Annotated in this window: 24 protein-coding genes and 1 tRNA gene; 8 read left to right on the forward strand and 17 right to left on the reverse strand. The window is 65.9% G+C overall.

Features of this window, described 5'->3' with window-relative positions; translation table 11 throughout:
* The first annotated feature begins 84 nt into the window (after positions 1-84).
* Together POM99_RS07525 and POM99_RS07530 are read left to right on the forward strand one after the other, a co-directional pair.
* A complete protein-coding gene (locus tag POM99_RS07525) occupies positions 85-1,647 on the forward strand; it encodes a GSCFA domain-containing protein (protein WP_277276327.1) in 1,563 nt (520 codons plus the stop codon).
* Positions 1,641-1,949 (forward strand): tetratricopeptide repeat protein, encoded by a 309-nt coding sequence (locus tag POM99_RS07530; protein ID WP_277276329.1) that lies wholly within the window; start codon positions 1,641-1,643, stop codon positions 1,947-1,949. Before POM99_RS07525 ends, POM99_RS07530 begins: the two co-directional genes overlap by 7 nt.
* 28 nt (positions 1,950-1,977) lie before the next feature.
* On the opposite strand, the gene POM99_RS07535 is transcribed toward POM99_RS07530, so the two are convergent.
* The 3 genes from POM99_RS07535 to POM99_RS07545 form a co-directional block, all read right to left on the reverse strand.
* Positions 1,978-2,062: transfer RNA gene (locus POM99_RS07535), tRNA-Leu, on the reverse strand.
* Between the two features lie 86 nt (positions 2,063-2,148).
* Positions 2,149-2,430, reverse strand: coding sequence for an integration host factor subunit beta (locus POM99_RS07540; protein WP_277276331.1), 282 nt, complete (start codon positions 2,428-2,430; stop codon positions 2,149-2,151).
* 158 nt (positions 2,431-2,588) lie between these two features.
* Positions 2,589-2,951 (reverse strand): GntR family transcriptional regulator, encoded by a 363-nt coding sequence (locus POM99_RS07545; protein WP_277276333.1) that lies wholly within the window; start codon positions 2,949-2,951, stop codon positions 2,589-2,591.
* Positions 2,952-3,137: 186 nt separating this feature from the next.
* Here POM99_RS07545 and POM99_RS07550 point away from each other — a divergent pair, with 186 nt between their 5' ends.
* On the forward strand, positions 3,138-5,120 hold the full coding sequence (locus tag POM99_RS07550) for a peptide MFS transporter (RefSeq protein WP_277276335.1): 1,983 nt from the start codon (positions 3,138-3,140) through the stop codon (positions 5,118-5,120).
* Positions 5,121-5,405: 285 nt separating this feature from the next.
* Positions 5,406-6,104, forward strand: a complete 699-nt coding sequence (locus tag POM99_RS07555) for an NnrU family protein (protein WP_277276337.1) — start codon at positions 5,406-5,408, stop codon at positions 6,102-6,104.
* A gap of 476 nt (positions 6,105-6,580) precedes the next feature.
* Here the strand turns inward: POM99_RS07555 and dxs are convergent, their stop codons facing one another.
* Complete coding sequence (gene dxs, locus POM99_RS07560; protein ID WP_277276339.1) at positions 6,581-8,503, reverse strand: 1-deoxy-D-xylulose-5-phosphate synthase; 1,923 nt, start codon at positions 8,501-8,503, stop codon at positions 6,581-6,583.
* Positions 8,504-8,611: 108 nt separating this feature from the next.
* On the opposite strand from dxs, the gene POM99_RS07565 reads away from it, so the two are divergent.
* Positions 8,612-9,145: a GNAT family N-acetyltransferase gene (locus POM99_RS07565; protein WP_277276341.1), complete on the forward strand. Its 534-nt coding sequence runs from the start codon at positions 8,612-8,614 to the stop codon at positions 9,143-9,145.
* Between the two features lie 66 nt (positions 9,146-9,211).
* On the opposite strand, the gene POM99_RS07570 is transcribed toward POM99_RS07565, so the two are convergent.
* The 6 genes from POM99_RS07570 to POM99_RS07595 form a co-directional block, all read right to left on the reverse strand.
* Positions 9,212-9,682 carry a Fur family transcriptional regulator gene (locus tag POM99_RS07570; RefSeq protein ID WP_277276343.1) on the reverse strand — a complete coding sequence of 157 codons (471 nt, stop codon included), beginning with the start codon at positions 9,680-9,682 and terminating at the stop codon, positions 9,212-9,214.
* 20 nt (positions 9,683-9,702) lie between these two features.
* Complete coding sequence (msrA, locus tag POM99_RS07575; protein ID WP_277276345.1) at positions 9,703-10,320, reverse strand: peptide-methionine (S)-S-oxide reductase MsrA; 618 nt, start codon at positions 10,318-10,320, stop codon at positions 9,703-9,705.
* A gap of 59 nt (positions 10,321-10,379) precedes the next feature.
* The gene (locus POM99_RS07580; protein WP_277276347.1) at positions 10,380-10,505 is read right to left on the reverse strand and encodes a hypothetical protein; all 126 of its coding nucleotides are present in this window, start codon (positions 10,503-10,505) and stop codon (positions 10,380-10,382) included.
* 227 nt (positions 10,506-10,732) lie between these two features.
* Entirely contained in the window at positions 10,733-11,512 is a 780-nt protein-coding gene (xth, locus tag POM99_RS07585) for an exodeoxyribonuclease III (RefSeq protein ID WP_277276349.1), read from the reverse strand.
* Positions 11,513-11,601: 89 nt separating this feature from the next.
* Positions 11,602-11,934: a HesB/IscA family protein gene (locus POM99_RS07590; RefSeq protein ID WP_277276351.1), complete on the reverse strand. Its 333-nt coding sequence runs from the start codon at positions 11,932-11,934 to the stop codon at positions 11,602-11,604.
* 59 nt (positions 11,935-11,993) lie between these two features.
* Positions 11,994-12,425, reverse strand: coding sequence for a CBS domain-containing protein (locus POM99_RS07595; RefSeq protein WP_277276352.1), 432 nt, complete (start codon positions 12,423-12,425; stop codon positions 11,994-11,996).
* Positions 12,426-12,593: 168 nt separating this feature from the next.
* On the opposite strand from POM99_RS07595, the gene POM99_RS07600 reads away from it, so the two are divergent.
* Positions 12,594-12,902, forward strand: a complete 309-nt coding sequence (locus tag POM99_RS07600) for a hypothetical protein (RefSeq protein ID WP_277276354.1) — start codon at positions 12,594-12,596, stop codon at positions 12,900-12,902.
* Between the two features lie 37 nt (positions 12,903-12,939).
* On the opposite strand, the gene POM99_RS07605 is transcribed toward POM99_RS07600, so the two are convergent.
* The 4 genes from POM99_RS07605 to POM99_RS07620 all read right to left on the reverse strand — a co-directional run bounded on the left by POM99_RS07605 (position 12,940) and on the right by POM99_RS07620 (position 16,713).
* A complete protein-coding gene (locus tag POM99_RS07605) occupies positions 12,940-13,308 on the reverse strand; it encodes a (2Fe-2S) ferredoxin domain-containing protein (protein ID WP_277276356.1) in 369 nt (122 codons plus the stop codon).
* The gene (locus POM99_RS07610) at positions 13,305-13,733 is read right to left on the reverse strand and encodes an acyl-CoA thioesterase (protein ID WP_277276359.1); all 429 of its coding nucleotides are present in this window, start codon (positions 13,731-13,733) and stop codon (positions 13,305-13,307) included. Before POM99_RS07610 ends, POM99_RS07605 begins: the two co-directional genes overlap by 4 nt.
* A 14-nt stretch (positions 13,734-13,747) precedes the next feature.
* Positions 13,748-15,898 carry a S9 family peptidase gene (locus POM99_RS07615; protein ID WP_277276361.1) on the reverse strand — a complete coding sequence of 717 codons (2,151 nt, stop codon included), beginning with the start codon at positions 15,896-15,898 and terminating at the stop codon, positions 13,748-13,750.
* Positions 15,899-16,002: 104 nt separating this feature from the next.
* The gene (locus POM99_RS07620; RefSeq protein ID WP_277276363.1) at positions 16,003-16,713 is read right to left on the reverse strand and encodes a hypothetical protein; all 711 of its coding nucleotides are present in this window, start codon (positions 16,711-16,713) and stop codon (positions 16,003-16,005) included.
* Positions 16,714-16,866: 153 nt separating this feature from the next.
* Between POM99_RS07620 and POM99_RS07625 the strand changes: the two genes are divergently transcribed.
* On the forward strand, positions 16,867-18,375 hold the full coding sequence (locus tag POM99_RS07625) for a YifB family Mg chelatase-like AAA ATPase (protein ID WP_277276366.1): 1,509 nt from the start codon (positions 16,867-16,869) through the stop codon (positions 18,373-18,375).
* Positions 18,376-18,387: 12 nt separating this feature from the next.
* Here the strand turns inward: POM99_RS07625 and POM99_RS07630 are convergent, their stop codons facing one another.
* The 3 genes from POM99_RS07630 to POM99_RS07640 all read right to left on the reverse strand — a co-directional run bounded on the left by POM99_RS07630 (position 18,388) and on the right by POM99_RS07640 (position 22,579).
* Entirely contained in the window at positions 18,388-19,128 is a 741-nt protein-coding gene (locus POM99_RS07630; protein WP_277276368.1) for a LytR/AlgR family response regulator transcription factor, read from the reverse strand.
* 20 nt (positions 19,129-19,148) lie between these two features.
* On the reverse strand, positions 19,149-20,966 hold the full coding sequence (locus POM99_RS22565) for a sensor histidine kinase (protein ID WP_438822991.1): 1,818 nt from the start codon (positions 20,964-20,966) through the stop codon (positions 19,149-19,151).
* Between the two features lie 92 nt (positions 20,967-21,058).
* The gene (locus POM99_RS07640; RefSeq protein WP_277276370.1) at positions 21,059-22,579 is read right to left on the reverse strand and encodes a fumarate hydratase; all 1,521 of its coding nucleotides are present in this window, start codon (positions 22,577-22,579) and stop codon (positions 21,059-21,061) included.
* A gap of 175 nt (positions 22,580-22,754) precedes the next feature.
* Between POM99_RS07640 and POM99_RS07645 the strand changes: the two genes are divergently transcribed.
* Positions 22,755-23,351, forward strand: a complete 597-nt coding sequence (locus POM99_RS07645) for a protein-L-isoaspartate O-methyltransferase family protein (RefSeq protein ID WP_277276372.1) — start codon at positions 22,755-22,757, stop codon at positions 23,349-23,351.
* The last annotated feature ends 4 nt before the right edge of the window (positions 23,352-23,355 follow it).

A 23,355-nucleotide genomic window follows, 5' to 3' on the forward strand; every position in this document is an offset into this window, starting at 1 on the left:
TGCGCCGCAACATCCTTGGTGGAGGGCCGGATGGACGGGGCGCCACAGCATGGCTAGGCTCTGGCACCTGCCAAAGGAGCCTTCATGCCTCGATTTGTTCCGCTCGATCAAGCGCTTGCCAGGGCCCGGGAAAACAGGTTCGGGCGGATGCTGGGGCGTGGAGCGGAGAACCGGGTGGAGCCGGAGTGCTGGCCGCATATCGCGCCATCGTTCCGCTTCGACAGATCTGCGAAGTTCTTTGCGATCGGCAGCTGCTTTGCCGCGAACATCACGCGTCGCCTGATCCTTGATGGCTATGACATGCAGACCGGGGGTGAACCGCTGGAACTGCATCACAACCGCTATACCCCGCCGGCGATCTGGCAGGAGCTGGCGTGGGCCGGCGCGATATTTCACCGCGACGACACGCCGACCGACAACGATATCCTGCCGCTGCTGATCGAGCTGACGCCGGGGCGCTGGGCCGACCTGTGGTGTCGCGAGGGACACCGGACCGACATGACGCGCGAGGAGGCCATCGCGGCCAGGCAGGCGCTCTATGCGCATTTCCGGCATGCCTTTACCGCAGACGTTGTGATCGTGACGCTGGGCCTGATCGAGGCATGGTGGGACAGCGTGAGCCGATCGTATGTCGAGTTCGACACGGCGTGGGCGCGGCGGGCGGATCGCGATAGGCTGTCCTTCGTTCGCCTGGACTTCGCGACTTGCCTCGATTTCGTGGTGCGGACGATGGAGCTGCTGTGCGACGGGCGGCGCAAGGTGCTGCTCACCACGTCACCCGTGGTGCTGGCGCGGACCTTTACCGCAGACGACATCGTGGTGGCCAACACGCATTCCAAGGCGGTGCTGCGCGCGGTGGCAGGCGAAGTTGCGGACCGCTTTGCCGACGTCGATTACTTTCCCAGCTATGAGATCGCGACGATCACGCGCAAGGCCGAGGTGCGGGAGGACGACCTGGTCCACGTGGCGCCGGGCTTCGTGGCGCGGATCATGGACCATGTGACGGCTGCCTATGGCGAAGGTGCGGCGCAGAGCGGAGAGGACGCCGAGGCGCGTGGGGCGCTGCTGCGCATGGCGGCGCTGGTGGAGGCGCAGCGGCTGGATGAGGCCTGGGCTATCCTGGACCCGCTGGCGGAACGTGACGTGGCCTTGGGCGGCGCGGCAGCCCATGCGGCGGCGATGCGGTTGCTGTGGCGGCGCGGCGTTGCGGAGCGGGCATTGGATCATGCGCGGGTGCTGGGTGTGGAAGCGGAGGCATTGGTGGGGCACCAGCCCGAATGGGTGATGGAGGCAGGATGCCTGCTCGAATCCGGTACCGGCGCTGGGGATGGCGCGTTGGCAGAGGCGGCGTTCGCGGCGGTCTTGCAGGCGGGGCGGCGGCATCCCGTGCTCCTGGTGCAGATGCTGCAACGCCTGCGCAGGGCCGAATGCCATGAGGTGCTGCTGCGCTTTGCCGCATTGATGGAGGAACTGGGCATCGATCATCCGGAGGCGGCTGGCATTCTTGCGCCGATCCTGTGCAGACAGGACCGTGCTGGGCAGGCGGAAGCACTGTGCCGGGCGCATCTGCAGCAGCCCCGGACAATCCCACGCTGCTGCTGCCGTTGGCCCGGATCGCGCAGGAGCGGCGTGAACACGGCGTGGTGATCGACCTGCTGTCGCGTGCGCTGGCGGTGCAGCCGGACGATACGTGGGCGCTGTTCGTGATGGCGCGGACGCTGGTGGCGTTGAAGCGCGAGGAGGAGGCGCAAGAGGTGCTGGAGCGACTGGTCGCGGTCGATCCCGGAAACGTGCGTGGGCTGGCGCTATCCGCAGTGCTGCGGTGGCGTCGGGGCGATCGCGAGGGCGCGTTTGCCCGGGCCGGCGAAGCTCGACGCCTGACGGCATCCCCATCGGACCTACCGACATCGCTGGCGCCGGTGCTGTCGGCGATGGACTTCGGCCTGTGAGTGCGCTGGCCCGCAGTGGGGCCTGCACTGGTACGGACGGCGGGACTCGAACCCGCACGAGCTGAGCTCAAGGGATTTTAAGTCCCCTGCGTCTACCATTCCGCCACGTCCGCGTGGAGTTGCGTGCGCTTGGCACAGGGCAGGGGCCGGGGCAACGCCCCGTTTTGAGCGGAGGGACTGTCCGGCCCGGTGGGCGGGACTATTCCGCGTTCAGCTTCTGGCGCATTTCCTTGCCGGGCTTGAAATAGGGCACGCGCTTGCCCGGCACCTCGACGGTATCGCCGGTGCGCGGGTTGCGGCCCTTGCGCGGTTCACGCTCGCGCGTGGAGAACGCGCCGAAGCCGCGCAGTTCGACACGGCCGCCTTCGGCCAGGCGCTTGGCGATCTCGTCGAAGAACACATCCACCACGCGCTCGACTTCCTCGGCGCGCATCCCCGGGCTGTCCTTCGCCAGAGCCTGCAGCAGTTCGGACCTGATCATCCGTTCTCAATCCCCTCGGATGCGCGCGGCATCCCCCCAAGTGACGATCCCATGCACACCGAGACCCCCGTAACGATGTACAAGCGGGTATCCTGCCACGAGGCGGTGCGGCTGACAACCTTAACCATGGTTAGTTCAAAAGGGCGAAAGTCCCGCAATCAAACGTTTTCATCGGCTCTTAAGGGCAGGCCGGGCAGGTCTTCGGGTCTGATCGCCAGCAGGCGGATGCGTTCGGCCACCAGTGGCCATTCCTCGCGCAGGAACTGCTCGCGCTCGCGCCGGCGCAGCGTCTCGGCCGCGTCGGGCTCCACGAACAGGCCAATGCCGCGCTGCACGCGGACCAGTCCCTCGTCCTGGAACTGCTGGTAGGCCTTGGCCACGGTGAGCGGATTGGCACCTTCCTCTGCCGCCAGCGTGCGGACCGAGGGCAGCAGCGCGCCAGCGGCCCAGGTGCCGTCGATGATGCCGGCGGCGATGCGATCGCGCAGGCGGAGATAGACGGGGCGCAGGGGCGAAGCCATGGGTGATGCACTGCCATAACACACCCCGCCGGGCAACAAGATTGCGGGAAGCCACGGGGATTGCGCAGCAATCCTGCGCAATGGCCACGCGGTTTGCACGCGGCGGTGCCGATGCATTTCGTGGCTTTCCATCATGGGGATTGCAGCTAGTATTTTTTGCAACAATCTTCGGGAGGGGCTCTTCCTTTGCAAATCGATACTGCCGATCGACCCATTGACGCCGAATCGACCTGGTTCGGCCATCCTGCCCAGCTCAAGCGCCTGTTTACCACCGAGATGTGGGAACGCTTCGGCTATTACGGCATGCGCGCGATTCTCACGCTCTATCTCGCCAAGCATTTCCTCTTCAACGACACCACCAGCACCGGCATCTATGGCGGGTTTACCGCGCTGGTCTATCTCACGCCGCTGATTGGCGGGCTGATCGCAGACCGATACCTTGGTTCGAAGCGATCGGTGAAGTTCGGCGCGATCATGATGGCGCTGGGCTATTTCATGCTCTGCTTCGGTGGCGAGGCAGCAAGGCCCTATGCCACCATCGAGGGCCAGCGTTATAAAGTGACCGTTGCCGAGGTGGCCGGCAAGGAAGTGCGTTCGCTCGACATGGGCGGACAGCGGCTGGAGATCGTTGGCAACGAGGACAAGACGGTCTCGCTCAAGGCGCAAGACGGCAGCGAGGCGAAGCGCATCGCGGCGGGCGGGTTCCAGTCGGATGGCGAGCGATCGCAGTTCCACATCGCCATCCTGCTGATCGGCCTGTCGCTGATCACGGTTGGCAACGGCTTCTTCAAGCCCAACATCTCGACCATCGTCGGCACGCTTTATGCCGAAGGGGACCGGCGGCGCGATGCCGGATTCACGATCTTCTACATGGGCATCAACCTCGGTTCGCTGATCTCGCAGTTCTTCTGCCCGATCTTGGCCGAATCGGTGGGCTGGTGGGCCGGGTTCGGGCTCGCGGCGATCGGCATGACGTTCTCGTGGGTGCTATTCCAGTTCGATGGCGGCCGGCTCGACGGCTATGGCGAGCGGCCGGCAGGCGCGGACCCGCGCAAGGACTGGCTGATCTATGCTGCGGCGCTGATCTGCGTGCCGCTGTTCTTCTTCCTGTTCACCAACCTGATGGCCTACGTGGCGCCAGAGGCGGGGGAGGGGCTGGTCGGCTATTTCCTTGGCCTGCCGATCATGGGCAAGCTGATGTTCGGCACCTTCCTGCTGGCGGTGCCCGGCATCCTGATCTGGGCCTTCGTCTCGGGCAACCGGGTGGAATTCCAGATGATGGTCGCGGCGATGGTGCTGATCGTGTTCAACACCGTGTTCTGGACCCTGTTCGAACAGGCGGGATCGTCGCTGACGCTGTTCGCCGAGCGCAACACGCAGCTGGAGATCGGCTGGACGCGGCCGCTGTTCGCGATGTTCCGGGCGAGCCCTGCCAGCTACTACCTGTTCTTTGCGGTTGTGCTGGGCGTGCTTGGCTGGCTGCTGACATGGTTCTTCGGCAATGGCGAGAGCCCGGCGGCGCGGCGCAGGATGGGCCTGGCCTTTGGCGCGGTGATGCTCGCAGGGTTCGGCGGCATGGTCTATGCCCGCGCGCTCGGCTTTGGCAGCGAGCCAGTCTATGTGATGCCGGCAGGGCAGACGCAGATCTTCAACGCGCTGTTCATCGTCACGCTCGCCCCGCTGTTCAGCATGATGTGGAACGCCATGGCGCGGCGCGGGGTGGAACCGAGCATCCCGGTGAAGTTCGCGGTGGCGCTGATGGGCGTTGGCGGCGGGTTCCTGCTGCTGGTGTGGGGCGCGCAGTTCGCCGATGCGGAGTTCAAGGTGGGCCTGTTCTGGCTGGCCGGGCTCTACCTGATCCATTCGATGGCGGAACTGTGCATCTCGCCGGTGGGCCTGTCGATGATCACCAAGCTTTCGATGGCGCGGATCGTGGGGATGATGATGGGCGTGTGGTTCCTGTCCATCGCCGTGGCGCAGTATGTGGCCGGCATGGTGGCGCAGGTGGCCAGCGTGGAAACGGTGGGCGGGCAGGTGACCAACCTGAAGGTCAGCCTCGACACCTACGTCGGCGTGTTCACCACGATCGGCTGGGTCTCGGTGGGAATCGGCGTGGTGCTGCTGGCGCTGGCGATCCCGCTCAAGCGGTTGATGCACGGGGTGCAGTGAGGGAAGGGCCCAGCAGGGCCTGTGGATAACCTTGCCTTCGACTGCCGGTCGCCTCACGTGACCGGCAGTGCGGAACGCCGCAATTTGTGCTCCGATTACAAATGGATGACGAATTGTGGGCGAGGAGGCTGCTAACCTAAGTTTTTCGGAAATATATCATAAAATAGAGTAAATTGGTTATTTCCGTTGGTCGACTGAACTGGAAAACAGGGTGTAGCACTACCACGCGGAATGCGCGGTCGCACGCATTCGTGGTGGTTAATGCGCGATTGGGGGAGAGCGCACTTGGGTGCAGATTTCCTGATGCTGGTGGTGGCGCTGGCCGCATTTGTGGGCACGCATTTCCTGATGTCGCACCCGTGGCGAAAGCCGTTGGTTCGCAGCCTGGGGGAAAAGTCGTTCCAGGCGGTCTATTCCCTCGTCTCGATCGTGACGCTGGGCTTCACGATCGTGGCGTTCCAGCGGAATGCCCCCGCGCCCATGCTGTGGAATGGCAAAGCGGTGGTGCCGTGGACGCTGGCCAGCGTGCTGACCTATATTGCTACGGCGCTGTTCCTCGCTTCGCTGACCGGCAATCCGGCGCTGCCGGGCGCACGCATCGCCGGGCTTTCCGCGATCCTGCCCAAGGGCGTGTACCGCATCACTCGCCATCCGATGATGTGGGCCTTCGCGCTGATATCGGTGGCGCATATCCTGGTGGCGCCGACGCCGCGAACGATCGCGCTGAGCGTGGCGGTGATCGTACTGGCGCTGGGCGGATCGCACCTGCAGGACCGCAAGAAGGACAAGCTGCACGGGCGCGACTGGCGATCATGGCTGAAGCGCACGACGTTCTGGCCCGATGTGCGGCAGGCCGGAAAGCTGGGCTATTACTGGATCATCGCGCTGTTGCCTTGGCTGCTGGTGACGGCGGCGCACCTGGTGACGGCGCACGAATATGCCGGCATCTGGAAGCCGATCCACGAGATGCGGCACCCGGATTGAGGGTTGCGTCCATGTTTATCGGGCCGCCACTTTCACCCCCATCCAAGCTTCGCTAGACGGCTGCGCCGCCAAGCTCCGCTATCCTTCCCCCATCAAGGGGGAAGGGCAATTGTGTGAAGCTCCGTCTGGTGCTCTTTGGTCCAACAGCGCTCGGGGTAGTCATTTCGACCGCTTGCGCAAGGGGCGGCGAAGCTGCTTCTTGCATAATGGACGCTCTGCGTATTCAGCCAGCCTTATAGCTATGTGGAGCAAGCGCAGCCCACGAGGCCCCGCTCGCAAGTTTCGCGCTATGTTGAAGGCGCGTAGCCTGGACAGGTCGGCTGGAATCACAAGCCTGTAGCCGACGAACGCGAACGGAAGACGATATGTAAGTGGCGCGAGCCTTAGCCCAAGCCTCTCGCAATGCCGCTTTCTGATGCCGATCCGGTCCCTTCGGTCGCGGATAACGCAGTTCGTCTCTTGATCGTTAGGACAGATCACGCCCGTGCTTCCTGAACGCCGGCGCTGTTGTGGCGAAGGGCCTTGAGGACGGTGTCGACGATCTGCGGGGCGTTGAGGCCGGCGGTGTCGTATTGGCGGTCCGGGTTGTCGTGGTCCTGGAACACGTCGGGCAGGCGCATGGTGCGGATCTTGAGGCCGGCGTCGGTCAGGCCTTCGTCGCTGGCCATGGTCAGCACGTGGGCGCCGAGGCCGCCAATCGAGCCTTCCTCGATGGTGACGACGACATCGTGGGTGGCCATCAGGCGGCGGATCAGCTCTTCGTCCAGCGGCTTGGCGAAGCGCAGGTCGGCCACGGTGGTCGAAAGGCCCTTGGCATCAAGCGTGTCGGCCGCCTTGAGTGCTTCGGCCAGGCGGGTGCCGAGCGAGAGCAGCGCGACCTTGGTGCCTTCGCGCACGATCCGGCCCTTGCCGATCTCGAGCCGGAGCGGGACTTCGGGCAGGGCGACGCCCGTGCCGTTGCCGCGCGGATAGCGGAAGGCGATGGGGCCGCTGTCATGCAGCGCGGCGGTGTGCGTCATGTGCACCAGCTCGGCCTCGTCCGCAGCGGCCATGACGACCATGTTGGGCAGGCTGGCAAGATAGGTGATGTCGAAGCTGCCGGCGTGGGTGGCGCCATCGGCACCGACCAGCCCGGCGCGGTCGATGGCGAAGCGCACGGGCAGGTTCTGGATCGCCACATCGTGCACCACTTGGTCATAGGCGCGCTGCAGGAAGGTGGAATAGATCGCGCAGAACGGCCGCATGCCCTGCGCAGCAAGGCCCGCGGCAAAGGTGACGGCGTGCTGTTCGGCAATGCCGACGTCGAAGGTGCGATCGGGGAACGTCTTCTGGAACTTGTCCAGCCCGGTGCCCGAAGGCATGGCGGCGGTGATCGCGCAGATCGTGGAATCGCGCGTCGCCTCTGCCAGCAGGGCCTGCGCGAAGACGTTGGTGTAGCTGGGCGGCCCGCCCGCGCTCTTCACCTGCTCGCCGGTGATCACGTCGAACTTCTGCACGCCGTGGTACTTGTCGGCCGCCTTTTCGGCCGGGCCATAACCCTTGCCCTTCTGCGTGACGACGTGGACGAGGCACGGCCCTTCGGCGGCATCGCGCACGTTTTCCAGCACGGGGATCAGCTGGTCGAGGTTGTGGCCATCGATCGGGCCGACGTAGTAGAAGCCCAGTTCTTCGAACAGGGTGCCGCCCATGGCCATGCCGCGGGCGAAGGAATCGGTCTTCTTCGCCGCCTTGTGCAGCGGTTCGGGCAGGCGGCGGCTGATGCGGCGGGCCAGATCGCGCAGTTCGAGGAACGGGCGCGAGGAGACGAGGCGGGCGAGATAGGCCGAAAGGCCGCCCACCGGCGGCGCGATCGACATGTCGTTGTCGTTGAGGATGACGACGAGGCGGTTGCCGGCACCGTGCGCATTGTTCATCGCCTCGTAGGCCATGCCCGCGCTCATCGCGCCATCACCGATCACGGCGATGGCCTTGCCCGGCTGGCCCGCGATCTTGTTGGCGATGGCGAAGCCGATGGCGGCCGAGATCGAGGTGCTGGAATGCGCGGTGCCGAAAGGATCGTATTCGCTTTCGCTGCGCTTGGTGAAGCCGGACAGGCCCCCGCCCTGGCGCAGGGTGCGCATGCGGCTGCGACGGCCGGTAATGATCTTGTGCGGATAGGCCTGGTGGCCCACGTCCCAGATCAGGCGATCATCGGGTGTATTGAACACATAGTGGATCGCGGTGGTCAGTTCGACCACGCCAAGCCCCGAGCCGAGGTGCCCGCCCGTCTGCCCCACGGCGGAGATCATCTCCGTACGCAGTTCGTCGGAAAGCTGGCGCAGCTGCGCGGGCTGGAGCTTGCGGAGGTCGGCGGGTGTGTCGACCGTATCGAGGAGCGGTGTAGCCGAAGTGACGGACATGGGGTTGCCTTACACTCTTGGTGTCAGCCTGTCGAACCCCATAGACACATGCCTTGGCGGGCAAGAAAGGCGTTGCCAGTGCGTGGCCGGGATCGCCATGTGGCGGCGATGATCGAGATGACCTTTCGCGCGGCTACCGAGGCGGACCTTGCGGTGCTGGATGCGGTGATGGATGCCGCCATCGGCAAGCTTCAGGCCGGTTTCCTTTCGCCTGAACAGATCGAAGCGAGCCGCGCGGTGATGGGGCTGGACCGGCAACTGGTGGCGGACCGCACCTATTTCATGGCGATGATGGGCGAAGAGATCGCTGGTTGTGGCGGGTGGAGCCGGCGCGCGACGCTTTATGGCGGGGATCACAGCGTGGGCCTGCGCGAACCGCGCCTGCTCGATCCCGCAACAGAGGCCGCGCGGATCAGGGCGATGTACACCGTGCCGCATTTTGCGCGCAGGGGCGTGGGGCGGGCGCTTCTGGCGCATTGCGAGGCGCAGGCGCGGGCGGAGGGATTCACCGCAGTGGAGCTGATGGGGACGATGGCGGGGATCCCGCTTTACCAGGCAGCCGGGTATCGCGTGCTGGAAGAGATCGAGGACGATCGCGGCGGCGCGCCGGTGCCGCTCAAGCGAATGCGCAAGGAGTTGTAGCTTGTTGTTTCAGCATAGCTGAAACAAGTTGCGGCACCGGTGCCGCCTCCACGCAAGTGGCCCGATTTACTCCTCGCCTTCGCCGCAGCGGCGGCACACGCCGCGCAGTTCCACCACGGGGCGCACTTCGGCGAAGCCCGCGTCCTGCGCGGCGGCGCGCAGCGCGCCGGTGAGGCGATCATCGTCGATGTGTGTGGCCGCCCCGCAGGTGTCGCAGATCAGGAAGATGCAATCGTGGCGGCAGCCGGGATGGCTGTTGGCGAGATAGGCGTTGGCGCTTTCCACCCGGCGGGCGAGGTTGGTGCGCACGAAGAGATCGAGGATGCGATAGACGCTGTTGGCGGCCACGCGCTTGCCCCGACGGTTGCCCACGCTTTCGGCAATGTCATAGGCCGAAGCCGGCTTTTCGCAGTGGGCCAGCGCCTCGAACACGTCGGCGCGCATCTCCGTCCATTGCTCGCCTGCGTCGAGCAGCGCGCCGCGCGCTGCGAGAACCAGCTTTTCGCCCGCGAAATCGTGATGATGGTGGCCGCCCATGCCTGCAAGATAGGCGCTAATCAGTTCCGCGTGAAGGTGCTCTGCCAGAACTGCGGGTAAAGCCGCTTCAGCGCGGCAACCTTGGGCGCGTCCCAGCGCTTGATATAGCCGTGGTCCGGGTTCTTGAGCGCGAAGTCCTGATGGTAGTCCTCGGCCGGGAAGAAGCCCTTGTCGGGCTCGACCGCGGTGACGATGGGGCGCTTCCACAGGTTGAGCACCTTGAGCTGGGCGAGATAGCCGGCAGTGACGCGGCGCTGTTCGGGTGAAAGGGGGACAATGGCATTGCGATACTGCGTGCCAGTGTCGGGGCCCTGGCGGTTCAACTCGGTGGGGTCGCTCGCAACGCCGAAGAAAACCTGCAGCAGCTGGTCATAGCGGATCTTCGCCGGGTCATAGGTGATGCGCACGGCTTCGGCATGGCCGGTATCGCCCTCGCTCACCCGTTCGTAATGCGCGTCCTGGCGCGCGCCGCCTTCAAAGCCGGAAACGACGCTCTTCACGCCCTTAACATGGCTGAACACTGCCTCCATGCCCCAGAAGCAGCCGCCGGCGAAGACCGCTGTCTTGAGGCCGGGCGTCTCGTTCGCCTTTACCGCCGCTTCGGGTGCAGCGAGCACCGTCTCGGCCTGCGCCGGCATCTGGCAGGCAGAGAGAGCAAGCGCGGCAGAGAGGCCGGCCAGCGTGGTGCGGGTATGGATCAGGGCGCGGAAAACGCCACCGGCTGTGCGTGCAGCTTTGCGCCAACGCTGACGCCCATCGCTGCAGTGCCGATCAGAAAGCCGATCGCCAGCGAGCGGTAGAAGTCCTTGCCGAAGAGTTTCATCAGTGCCGTCCGATTCGATTCCGTGGATCATGGGCTGGCTGTGCCATCCCATTGCTGGCCAGTCTGTGAACCACGCCACAGGTATGCCAACGGGCCGGATCGGAGTTTCCTTCGGGACCGACGCCGCGCCAGATGGTGCGGCTGCGGCAGGTTGCAAGACAGCGCCGACGAATCGTGCTTCAGATGCGCCGTGCTGCGTTGCAGCATGCCAAAGTTCGAAAGCGCGGTCAGTCGCGCAGGGTGACCCAGATCGGTGCATGGTCGCTCGCCTTTTCCCGCCCCCGGTAATCCTTGTCCACGCCCGCGGCGATCATCCGGTCCGCCAGTTCGGGCGAAAGCAGGGCATGGTCGATGCGGAAGCCGTGATCGCGCTGCCACGCTCCTGCCTGGTAATCCCAGAAGGTCCACACGCCGCCCTGCGGGTTGAGCAGGCCGATCGCGTCGGTCCAGCCATCATTGAGCAGGCGCTGGTATGCATCGCGCGATTCCGGCTGCATCAGCGCATCGGTTTCCATGGCGCGGACGCTGAAGGTATCGTGATCATGGGGGATCACGTTGTAGTCGCCGATCACCAGCGCCGGCAGTTCCTGCGCCGAAATCTCGGCCATGCGGGTGCGCAGGCGTTCCATCCAGCGCAGCTTGTAATCGAACTTCGGCCCCGGTTGCGGGTTGCCGTTGGGCAGGTAGATGCACACCACGCGCAGGCCAAAGACGTCGGCTTCGAGATAGCGGGCGTGTTCGTCTTCAGGATCGCCGGGCAGGCCGCGATGTGCCTCGACCGGCTGGACTCCGTCGGCCAGGATCGCCACGCCGTTGAAGCCCTTCTGCCCGTGCCAGATGGCGTGATAGCCGATCTTTTCGAACTCGGCGGCGGGGAAGCCTTCGTCCTGGGTCTTGATCTCCTGCAGGCAGGCGACGGAAGGTCGGGTTTCCTCAAGCCATTCGAGCAGGCGCGGCAGGCGTGCCTTGATGCCGTTGATGTTGAAGCTGGCGACTTTGATCGGCATGTGTCAGGCAACCCTGCTGAAGCTGGATTGCGGGCCGGCGCCGGGCAGGCGGCACAACATGCTATCGGACAAGCCAGTCTGGTGGCCGCTCATACCGAGAAACTGGCGCCGCAGCCGCAGCCGGAAGCGGCCTGCGGGTTGGTGACGCGGAAGGCCGAACCGCCCAGCGATTCGACATATTCCACTACCGCGCCGGAAACGAGATCGAGGCTGACCGGATCGACCAGCAGCTTCACCCCGTCGGTTTCGGCAATGCTGTCATCACCTTCCACCGCGTCGGCAAGGCCGAACTTGTACTGGAAGCCGCTGCAGCCGCCCCCTTCGACCGAAAGGCGCAGCATGGCAGGCTTGGCTTGCTTGGCCGCGATTGCGGCCACGCGTGCCGCGGCGGAGGGCGCGAGAGTAACGGAGGGTTCGCTCATACCCATACAGATAGGCTGCGCGACCTCGCCGCTCAAGGGCCGAAGGGTGACGACGCGGCTTAGGCCGTCTGGATATAGGCGCGCATGGCCTCGGCCTCGGCCTCGATCCGGTCGATACGGTGCTTCACCAGATCGCCGATCGAGACAAAGCCGACCATGCGGCCGCCATCCACCACCGGCAGGTGGCGGAACCGCCGCTTCGTCATCAGCGCCAGCGCTTCAAGCACACTTGTCTGCGGAGTGACGGTGAAGGCAGGTGCGGTCATCACATCGCGCACCTTCATGTGGAGCGCGGCGGCACCGTGGGCCTGCAGGCAATACAGCACGTCGCGTTCCGAAAAGATTCCGGCGACGGCGGCATCGCCATCTTCCACCGGCAGCGCACCGATGCGCTTCTTCGCCAGCACTTCCACGGCTTCGGCCACAGTCTGGTCGGCATGGCAGCGCCATACATCGCCCGAACGTCCGGCGATCACGTTGCCAATCGTCATGGCATCCTCCTTTTCCCCTGCGGACGGCTTTCGCAGCCGATCTCGAAAAGGGATCATGCCACCATCGCGCACGTTCTCAAAGGGCCGCAATCGCGTATGCGGCCTCCTTTCGGCCGGCTTTGCCAAAAGAATTGCCACTGCGCCGCATCCCGCGCATGGAGACTTCCGATGTCCCACGATCCCCTGTCCCGAATCTCTCCGCTGGATGATCCGCACAACGCGGCCCATGCCTGGGCACGGTTCCGGTCGATGATGCGCTGGGTGGGCCTGCTGAGCGCACTGGTGATCGCGGGGGTGTGGACCTGGCTGTATCAGGATGTGGGCTTCGCCTCGATCCACCTCTACATCGCCACCGCGCTGGGCTTTGGCCTGATGATCATGCTGGTCGGCGCGCTGATGGGCCTGCTGTTCCTGTCGAGCGGCACGGGGCACGACGAGGCGATCGACGACCGGTTCGAGAACGACAGCTGGGGTTAAGCGCGGATCGGATCGGGATGGCGACCAGCGCCGCCGATCAGGCCGGCGGCTTTAGCCGGAAATCCTCAACCGGCACGCCGCCGATCACGTGTTCCTGGATGATGCGTTCCAGCACTGGCGGGGTGCAGGAATGGTACCACACGTTGTCAGGGTAGACGACGGCGACCGGGCCGACGAGGCAGACGCGCAGGCATCCGACCTTGTTGCGCAGTATGCCCTGCGCGCCGCCGAGCTTGAGTTCGCCGAGACGTTTCTTGAGGTAGTTCCACGCCTCGTCACCCACGGCGCGGGGGGCGCACTTGTCCTTTTCCGGACCGGCGCAGAGCAGGATGTGGCGCTGCGGGTTGAAGCCGCCGAGCTGCTCCAATGCGCGTTCAGCCTGCAGAATCTCTTCGGAATTCGTCATCGTATCATCCAGCTGTCGAAGGCGCCGCGCAGGGAATCGGGCAGCGGAGTGGGCCGCTGTCCATCCGTGCACACCACCACGGTGCGCGCCACGGCAACGGCGCGATCGCCCTGGCGCAACAGTTGCTGGATGGCAAAGCTGGTGCGACCCAGCGAGGCGGCACCGCAATGGCAGGTCATCGTGCCCGGGTAATGCGCCTGCGCAAGGTAATCGATGGCGACACTGGCCACCATGAACCGCAATTTCGGCCTTGCCCGGCCCACCCCCGCGGCCGCGTTGAAGCGGACGCGGCCATCCTCCAGCAGCGCGGCCATGGCCACGTTGTTGATGTGGTCATTCGGATCGAGATCGGCAAAGCGGGTGCCGATTTCGTGCACGAAGGGATAGCGCGCAGGATCGAGCAGCGCCGGATCGGGCTTGGCCATGGGTCCGCTTCGCCTTAATCCCGCCCGTCACCGCGCAGCCAGCGGCCGAGCCATGAAAACACGGTGCGGTGCCACTGCAGCGAGTTCTTCGGCTTCAGCACCCAGTGGTTCTCGTCTGGGAAGACGAGCAGTTCGCTGGGCACCTTGCGCGTCTGCAGCGCGGTGAAGGCGGCGAGGCCCTGGGTATAGGGGATGCGGAAGTCCTTTTCGCTGGTGATAACCAGCATCGGCGTCTGCCACTTGGTGACGAGGTTCACCGGGTTCCACTTCTCATAGGCTTCGGGCGCCTCGAAGTAGGTCTTGCCGCCGTGCTCCCATTCGTCGAACCACAGCTCTTCGGTTTCATAGGCCATGGCGCGCGCATCGAAGACGCCATCATGCTGCACGATGCACTTGAACCGGTCGGGCCATGCGCCTTCGATCCAGTTCATCATGTAACCGCCATAGCTGGCGCCCATGGCGCAGGCATTCGCCCCATCGATCTGGGTATCGAGCGCTTCGGCGGCGGCAAGGCCTTTCTGCAGGTCTTCCAGCGGCTTGCCGCCCCAATCCTGGTTGATCGCGTCAACGAAAGCCTGTCCGTAACCGGTGGAACCGTGGAAATCGATCGTGACTGCGGCATAGCCCTGGCTGGCGATGGTACGGGGGTTCCAGCGGAAAGACCACGAATCGTTGAACGAGCCCTGCGGGCCACCGTGGACCAGAAGGACCTCGGGCAGCTTTCCGGTAAAGCCGGCCGGCTTGACGATCTGGCCCCACACGGTGTCACCGTTCGCGCCCTTGAAGTTGAAGCGACGGGTGGAAACCTGTCCCTTGGCAGCAAGGCGGGTGGTGTTGAGATCGGTAAGGCGCACAGGCGTCTTGCCCGCTTTGCCGATATAGAGCTCGGCCGGGGTATCGATGGTGTCGCGCGCAAAGAGCAGGCGGCCATCCTTCAGCGGGGTGACATGGCCGATGTTGCCTTCGCGGGTTCCTGCCAGCGACAGCCGGGTGACCTTGCCACTGGCGGGATCGATGCGGAAGGCGGGGGTGTCGAGCACATCTTCCGCCGTGGCGATCAGCGCCTTGCCATCGGGCGTCCACTGCAGCGAGGTGGGCGAGCGGTCCCAGTCCCCTGTCAGAGGACGCCATTCCTTCGTCGTTAGGTCAAGCAGCCAGACATCCAGTTTGTCGCTTTCATAGCCCGGGCGTGTCATTGCTGCCCACGCCAGCCAGCGCCCGTCGGGGGAGAAGGCGGGCATGGTGTCGGTTGCCTTGTTCAATTCGGTCAGGTTCGTTGGCGCGCTGCCATCGAGCGCGGACCACCACAGGTCGACGTTCGTGCTGCGGGGCTCGTCACGGTCGGCCCGACGTGCGGCGAAGACGAGGGCGCTGGAATCGGCTGACCATGCGACTTCCGCACCATCGCCGAAGGGCTTGGTCGGGGCATCGCCGACGAGCGCACCTGCGCCAGCGGGGCCATCGGCAGGCTTGCCGGTGGCGGGATCGACCGCGCCCTGCGTGGTGAGCGCGAAGGTGAAGATGCGGCTGTAGTTGCCCGGTGTTTCCCATTGATCCCAATGGCGAACAAAGCCCGCACCATCGCGGTAAAGCCGCCCGCTGCCGGGGCCGGTGAGAGCGGCGTTGCCTTCCGCGCAGCCACCGAACGTGGCGCAATCGCGCGCCAGATCACCCCACACCGCAATGCGGCGGCCATCGGGCGAGAGCTTGAAGCCGGATACTTCGGCCTTGAAGGCGGAGACCTGCACGGGGGTGCCGGAGACCACCCCTGCGGCATCGAGCGCGACGGACCAGACCTGGCCGACTGCGTCGGATGCCGCATCGGGCTTGCCTTCGGCGAGGTAGTAAAGGCGGCCATTGCGATCGAACGCGGGTTCGCTTGCGCCATCGGGCAGGGGGAGGCGCACGGGCGGCTGGGCCGGCTTTGCCACGCTTTTGATCCAGAGCGAGGTCGTCCGCTTGTAGCTCTGCGGATCAGTGACGGTTCGGGCAAAGACGACCCATGATCCATCAGGAGAGACTGCGGTTCCGCCAAGCCTGTCGAGCGTGACGAGGTCCTGTGCCGTCATCGGGGAGGCAGGAGCCTGGGCATGGAGGGCTGGAGCAGCCAGCAGGGCCAGCGCCGTCAGCGGAAGCGAGGCGATCGCGCGGGAAAGTGATGTCATGGCATCGGCTTAACGCCTGCCACGGGCTTGGCAAGACAGCCGCTCCGCTTCGCAACGTGGTGCGGTTTTATCTGATTTTCGTGGCAATAATCTTGCGGCGAAGGTCAGTTCAGCGTCACGTATTGCGCAATGTCGGCCGTGCGCAGCCACAGCACCTGTTCATTGGGCACCGAGTTGGTCAGCGCATAGAACGCTGCGGCGCGTTGGGGGGCGAGCCCCATTTCGCGGTAATAGCGCAGGTAGGCGGCGTTGGCCGGATCGCTGGCAGCGAAGTCGCCGGGCTGGCGGCCGTCATCGTCTTCCCACGCGTGCACTGCGAATTCGGCATCAGGCGCGGCATGGCGAGTCGCGCCTGCAAGGAACAGTTCGACCGCGCCGGACCGAACCGAGCCGCCTGCCGGCACTTCGGTGGCGATGCCCCGTGCGCGGATCAGGCGTCCCACGGCGAGGTTGGCAGTATCGTCAACGGTGCCGGGACAATCGACCATCTGCAGCACGGCGATGCCGGGGTAAGTGGCAAGCATGGCACGGAAATCAGCCGGGCTTCGTCCATCGGTTTCGGCGATCAGCGCCGCATGGGTCTCGTCCACCACCATGAAGGGGCCGAACCGGGCGATGCCTGCAACCGGTGAGGAGGCGCCGGAAAGCGGGACCAGGCGGTCGCTTCCCGGCGCGGAATCCTCGTCGACCACCTCCACTGTGGTCGTCTCGGTCCAGCGCACGCCCTGTTCATCTGTCCAGGTGCGCACACTGACCTGCTGGGCGGATGCAGGCAGGGCAATCAGGCACAGGAACAGGCACAGCAGGCGGCGCATGGTGCCACATTCGGCCCGCGCACTTTGCCGAACCGCGAAGGAACGCGGTTAACAGCAACTGCCGGTTGGGCGAGATTTCGCACCGTTTTGGCGGAACGCCTTCCTTTGCCTCGCTGACTACGTAATGCTGCGTAGCGGAAGGGGTTCGCACACATGGTCGCGCTGGTTTCGACGGTCGCCTATCTCGGGCTGGAGGCGCGCGCGGTGGAAGTGCAGTGCCAGATCGCGCCCGGCCTGCCGGCGTTCCGCGTGGTTGGCCTGCCTGACAAGGCGGTGGGGGAAAGCCGCGAGCGGGTGCATTCCGCGCTGGCGGCGATGGGCCTGTCGCTGCCGCCCAAGCGGATCACGGTCAACCTCTCCCCGGCGGACCTGCCCAAGGAGGGTTCGCATTACGATCTGCCGATCGCGCTGGCGCTGCTGGCGGCGATGGGCGTGGTCGATCGCGAGACGATCTCGGAATACGTGGCGGTGGGCGAACTGGCGCTGGACGGGCGCATCATACCCAGTCCCGGCGTGCTGCTGGCCGCGCTGCACGCGGGCGGGCAGGAAAAGGGGCTGGTCTGCCCCATGGCGCAAGGGGCAGAAGCGAGCTGGGCCAGCGGCATCCCGGTAATCGCCGCGCCAGACCTGATCGGCCTGCTCAACCACCTGAAAGGCACCCACCGCATCCCCGCGCCACCGCAGGGGGAGGTCGAACCGGCGCGGCGCATGGCCGACCTGAAGCAGGTGAAGGGGCAGGAGACCGCCAAGCGCGCACTGGAGATCGCGGCAGCCGGGGGGCACAACCTGCTGATGATCGGGCCTCCTGGTGCGGGCAAATCGCTGATGGCGTCATGCCTGCCAGGTATCCTGCCCGACCTGACCCCGGCGGAAGCGCTGGAAGTTTCCATGGTGGCGAGCGTGGCAGGCACGCTGGAGGACGGGCGGATCAGCCGGGTGCGCCCGTTCCGCAGCCCGCACCATTCGGCATCGATGGCGGCGCTGACCGGCGGCGGGTTGAAAGTGCGGCCGGGGGAGGTGAGCCTGGCGCATCTGGGCGTGCTGTTCCTCGACGAATTGCCCGAGTTCCAGCGCGCGGTGCTCGATTCGCTGCGGCAGCCGCTGGAGACGGGCGAGGTAACGGTCGCGCGGGCCAATGCACACGTGACCTTTCCGGCGCGGGTGCAACTGGTGGCGGCGATGAATCCCTGCCGCTGCGGGCACCTCGGCGATCCGGCACTGGGCTGCAGCCGCGCGCCGCGCTGTGCCGGGGATTACCAGAGCAAGATTAGCGGGCCGCTGCTGGACCGCATCGATCTGCACGTGGAGGTGGACCCGGTCTCCGCCGCCGACCTTGCCTTGCCGCCACCGGCCGAAGGGTCAGACGAAGTGGCGGCGCGGGTGGCGGCGGCGCGCGCGGTCCAGACGGCGCGGCTGGAGGGTTCGGGCAAGCGCAGCAATGCCGAACTGGATGGCGACTTGCTGGACCGCTTCGCCACGCCGGACGAGCCGGGGCGCAAGTTGATGCTGCAGGCGGCCGAGGCGATGCGCCTGTCCGCGCGCGGTTACACCCGCATGCTGCGCGTGGCGCGCACGATTGCGGATCTCGCCGGGGCGGATACGGTGGGCCGGGTGCATGTGGCCGAGGCGTTGAGCTATCGGCGGCAGGCGCCCCGAGCCTGAACTATCTGGTGCCTACCGACCTGCCATTGCCTTGGCGTTGGGTAGGTAGGTGCGGCCGATGCGTTGCAGGGTGCCGTCGGCGAGCTCGGCGGACCAGACGCCAAGGCCATCGTGCTTCAGGCCGGCGATGCGATCGCGGCGGACGATGGTGGAGCGGTGGAGGCGGATGAAGCGGGTGGGGTCGAGCCGGTCTTCCAGCCCCTGGATGGTGTGAAGCAGCAGGTAGGAGCGTTCGCCCACGTGCAGCCGCACATAGTCCCGCTCGGCATCGATGCGATCGACATCCGAAACCGCGATGCGGATCAACTCGCTGCGGTGGGGGACCCAGAATTCCTCGATCCACTGGCTGGGCGTGGGTTCGGGCGCGAGTTCGGGCCCAAGTCCTTTCTGGGCGCTGCGGCGTGCCTCGGCGCGGGCGACAGCGCGTTCGAGCCGTTCCTGGGCCACGGGCTTGAGTACATAGTCCACCGCGTCGCAGTCGAAAGCTTCCACCGCGAAATCGTCGTGCGCGGTCACGAAGATCACGGCCGGGCGATGCGCGGCGGTGCACAGGATGCGCGCCACCGAAAGGCCGTCGACCTCGGGCATCGTCATGTCGAGCAGCACGAGATCGGGGGTCAGCGCCTCGATCAGGCGCAGCGCCTGCGCGCCGTCGCTGGCGGTGCCGACCACCTGCAATGCCGGAATGCGCGAACACAGGATCTGCATCCTCTCCACCGCCAGCGGCTCATCATCCACGATCAGCGTCCGCATCAGCCCCCCAACATCCTGATTCAGCAGTCTTTCCATACCACAGGAAGGGTAAGGACGGTAGCGTAACCGCCAGCAGGCAGTGGCCCGCCTTCCGCGCTGCCCTTTTCCGCAAAGCGCGCTTCCAGCCGGTTGCGCACGTTGGCAAGGCCGATGCCGGTGCCGCCCTCGGTCGCGCCACCGCCGGGGCCGTCATCCGCCACGGTCAGCACCAGCAGGCCTTCCGCCTCGCGCGCCGTGATGCGGATGGTAACCGGGCGCGTGGTGGCGGACACGGCGTACTTGATCGAATTTTCGACCAGCGGCTGCAGGATCATGCCGGGCACGCAGGCGTTTTCCAGCGCCGGCGGGATGTCGAATTCGCAGCGCAGCCGCTCGGGAAAGCGCACGGCCTCGATCTCGAGATAGGCGCGCTGCAGCGCGATTTCGTCGGCGAGCGGCACATCGGCGGTGGGATCGGCGGTCAGACTCTGGCGGTAGAAGCCCGACAGCGTCTGGATCATCCGCTCCGCCTGCTCGCTGCGCCCGACCATGACCAGCGCGGACAGCGAGTTGAGCGTGTTGAACAGGAAGTGCGGGTTGACCTGATAGCGCAGCGATTTGAGCTCGGCGGCCTTGGCGGCGCGGCGGTACTCGCCTTCGCGACGCTCTGCTGCGCGCGCCATCTCGCCATTGCCGAGCGCGAGGTAGAGCGCCGCCCAAGCGATCAGCAGGAAATAGCGCCCCAGTGCAACGTCGGTCAGCTGGCGCCACAGGCCCTCGTCCTTGTGCACCATCTTGGTGATGACGGTGACCTTTGATCCGGGCGCGGGCTGCGCAGTGGCGCTTGGCGAAGATTGCGGAGCGGGTTTGGCCGCGGCCCTTTCCGGCGCTGGCCCGGCAGCGGGCCGGGTTGCAGGCCTGGCGGCAGGGCGCGCCTGCGCGGGAGCCGCCTTCGAGCGCACGGACCGGGCTGCCGGCGCAGGCAATCCGGCAGCGGCCAGGGCATCCTCCACCGACTGGCGCGCTTCCTCCTCGGCTTCCTGCCGTGCCTCATCGGCCATGCCACGTGCCTGTTCGGCCTGGGCGCGGGCTTCCTCCAGATCGCGAGCGAGGTCATTCGCCTCATCCTCGTCGGTCTGCACCACCACGCCGTTGGTGCGGATTTCGGCGGTGCCATCGGCGTTGCGGCGGATCATCACCCCGCCCGGCGCGGTGAGGATAGAGCTGCCATCGGGATTCTTGCGGATCGCGATGGGAAAATCGGGAGCGGGTGGGGCTGGTGGGGCGGGTGCGGTGATCGGCGCCGGGGCAACCCGTGGAGCAGGAGGGGCAGGTGGTGCAGGCGGTTCCGGCACTGTCACCGGCGCGGGGCGGGCAGGCTGCACGGCATCGCCCATGTCCACCAGCACGTTGCCGGACAGATCGCGACGAATCTGCACCTTGGGCAGGTTGATCGTGATTGAATCGCTCGCCTCCGGCGCGGGGGCGGCTTCCTGCTTCGCCTTCTCTATCTCCTGCTGCAGCATTCGCGCTTCCACCGGGGCGAAGGCCTGCTGGTTGACAACCGCGAGGGCGAGGGCGGCGGGCAGCATGATCACCAGCGCCGCAGCCACGCGCACGCCCAGCGACCGGCCGTCGAACCGGCGCAGGACCGGCCAGGCGACCAGCGTCACCGCGATTCCGGCCAGCGTCACCAGCGCGCGCCGCCACAGCAGTTCGTTGAACTCGCCCATTTCGGCCACCAGCCCGCGCAGGGTGATCAGCACGAAGTAGGTGAGCCACAGCGCCACCGCCGACAGGATCACCTGTCGGGCGGGTGGATGGGGAAGGGGTTCATGCTCCGGTGCGGCGCTGGCCATCGTGCCGGTCTACCGCAGGGCGCACGGAATGCCAGTGCGCTGGTCGGCTGGATTCCGCCGTTGGTGGAATCCAGCCACCTGAAATGGCCGGATCAGGCCAGCAGCTTTTCCTCGGCGATCTTCCTCTTCCAAACCAGCGGGGCGAGCTGGTGGACGTTCTGGCCCTCGCTGTCGACGGCCACGGTCACCGGCATGTCGGCCACGGTGAATTCGTAGATCGCCTCCATGCCAAGGTCCTCAAACCCGACGACCTTGGCTTCCTTGATCGCGCGGGCAACGAGATAGGCCGCGCCGCCCACTGCCATCAGATAGGCGCTCTTGTGGTTGGCGATGGACTGGGTGGCGGCGGGGCCGCGCTCGGCCTTGCCCACGCTGGCCAGCAGGCCAAGGTCGAGCATGGTGTCGGAGAAGCTGTCCATGCGCGTGGCCGTGGTCGGGCCGGCGGGGCCGACGACTTCGTCCCGCACCGGGTCGACCGGGCCGACGTAATAGATCACGCGGCCCTTGAAATCGACGGGCAGTTCCTCGCCCTTGGCCAGCATGTCCTTGATCCGCTTGTGCGCAGCGTCGCGGCCGGTGAGCATCTTGCCGTTGAGCAGCAGGCGGTCACCCGCCTTCCAGCCCTGCACCTCTTCCTGCGTCAGCGTGTCAAGGTTCACGCGCTTGGCCGCGCTGTCGGGCGCCCAGTGGACTTCGGGCCATTCGTCCAGCTTGGGCCGTTCGAGGAACGACGGGCCGGAGCCATCGAGCGAAAAGTGCGCGTGGCGGGTGGCGGCGCAGTTGGGGATCATGGCGATCGGCTTGCCCGCGGCGTGGCAGGGCGCATCCATGATCTTCACGTCGAGGATCGTGGAAAGCCCGCCCAGGCCCTGCGCGCCGATGCCCAGTGCGTTGACCTTGTCGAAGATTTCGATGCGCATGCGCTCGATATCGTTCTGCGGACCCCGCTCTTTCAGCTGGGCCATGTCGATCGGCTCCATCAGCGCCTTCTTGGCCAGCAGCACGCAGTGTTCGGCGGTGCCGCCGATGCCGATGCCGAGCATGCCCGGCGGGCACCAGCCGGCGCCCATCTGCGGCAGCATCTCGATCACCCAGTCGACGATGTTTTCGCTGGGGTTCATCATCTTGAACTTGGACTTGTTTTCGCTGCCGCCGCCCTTGGCCGCCACGTCGACCACGACCTTGTTGCCCTTCACCATGTCGACATGGAGCACGCAGGGAGTGTTGTCGCGGGTGTTGCGGCGGGTGAAGGCGGGATCGGCCAGCACAGAGGCGCGCAGCTTGTTGTCCGGGTTCATGTATGCGCGGCGGACGCCTTCATCGACCACGTCCTGCAGGCTCATGTCCGATTCCAGTCGGCAATCCTGGCCCCACTGGATGAACACGTTGACGATGCCGGTGTCCTGGCAAATCGGCCGGTGGCCTTCGGCGCACATGCGGCTGTTGGTCAGGATCTGGGCGATGGCGTCCTTCGCCGCAGGGCCCTGCTCGGCCTTGTAGGCCTCGCCCAGTGCGCGGATGTAATCCATCGGGTGGAAATAGCTGATATACTGCAGCGCGTCGGCCACGCTCTCGATCAGGTCCGCTTCGCGGATCGTCACCATCTCGCCCATTGCCAGGAGACTCCCTCAAGTCGTCGTTCGATGGAGGCCCCTTACGCGCCGACCGGCGACATGCAAAGCGCTTGGCGCGGGCAAAGCGATATTCTAAGGGCGGATTGACGAGACCGCGCAGCGCGGTTGCAGCGCCCGGCGGCGCATCACACACTGTTCGCAGATGAGGGATTTCATGAACTTGGTGCAAGATCGCCCGGCCGAAGGCGAATTTTCTTCAGCCCGCCGCGCCATGATCGACAGCCAGCTGCGCGTCAGCGGCGTGAACGACCCGGCCATCCTCGCCGCCTTCGCCTCGGTGGCGCGCGAAGACTACGTACCGGCAGAGCGTCGGGCAGTCGCCTATATCGATCGGGCCGTGCCGCTGGGCGATGCGGGCGTGCTGTCACCTGCGCTGACCCATGGCCAGATGCTCACCGCCGCTGCGCCGGTGGCGGCGGACACGGTGCTGGTCGTTTCGCGCAATGGCTATCTGGCGGCGCTCGCCAGCCAGATGGTCGCCAGCGTGACGCAGGTCGCCCCGGATGGCGATTGGACCGCGGGCGGTCCCTTTACGCTGGTGCTGGTGGATGGAGCCATCGAGGTGGTGCCCGATGCGCTTTCCGCCGCTCTGGCTGCGGAAGGCCGGATCGTGACCGGCATGGTCGATCGCGGCGTCACCCGCCTGGAGATCGGCCGCAAGGTGGCGGGCGAGGTGGCCTTCACCGCGCTGGGCGAGGCGGACTTCGCGATATTGCCGGAATTTGTCGCGAAGCAGAGCTGGAGCTTCTGAGCTT

The sequence above is a fragment of the Novosphingobium cyanobacteriorum genome, from assembly GCF_029436685.1.
Taxonomy (GTDB): Bacteria; Pseudomonadota; Alphaproteobacteria; order Sphingomonadales; family Sphingomonadaceae; genus Novosphingobium; species Novosphingobium cyanobacteriorum.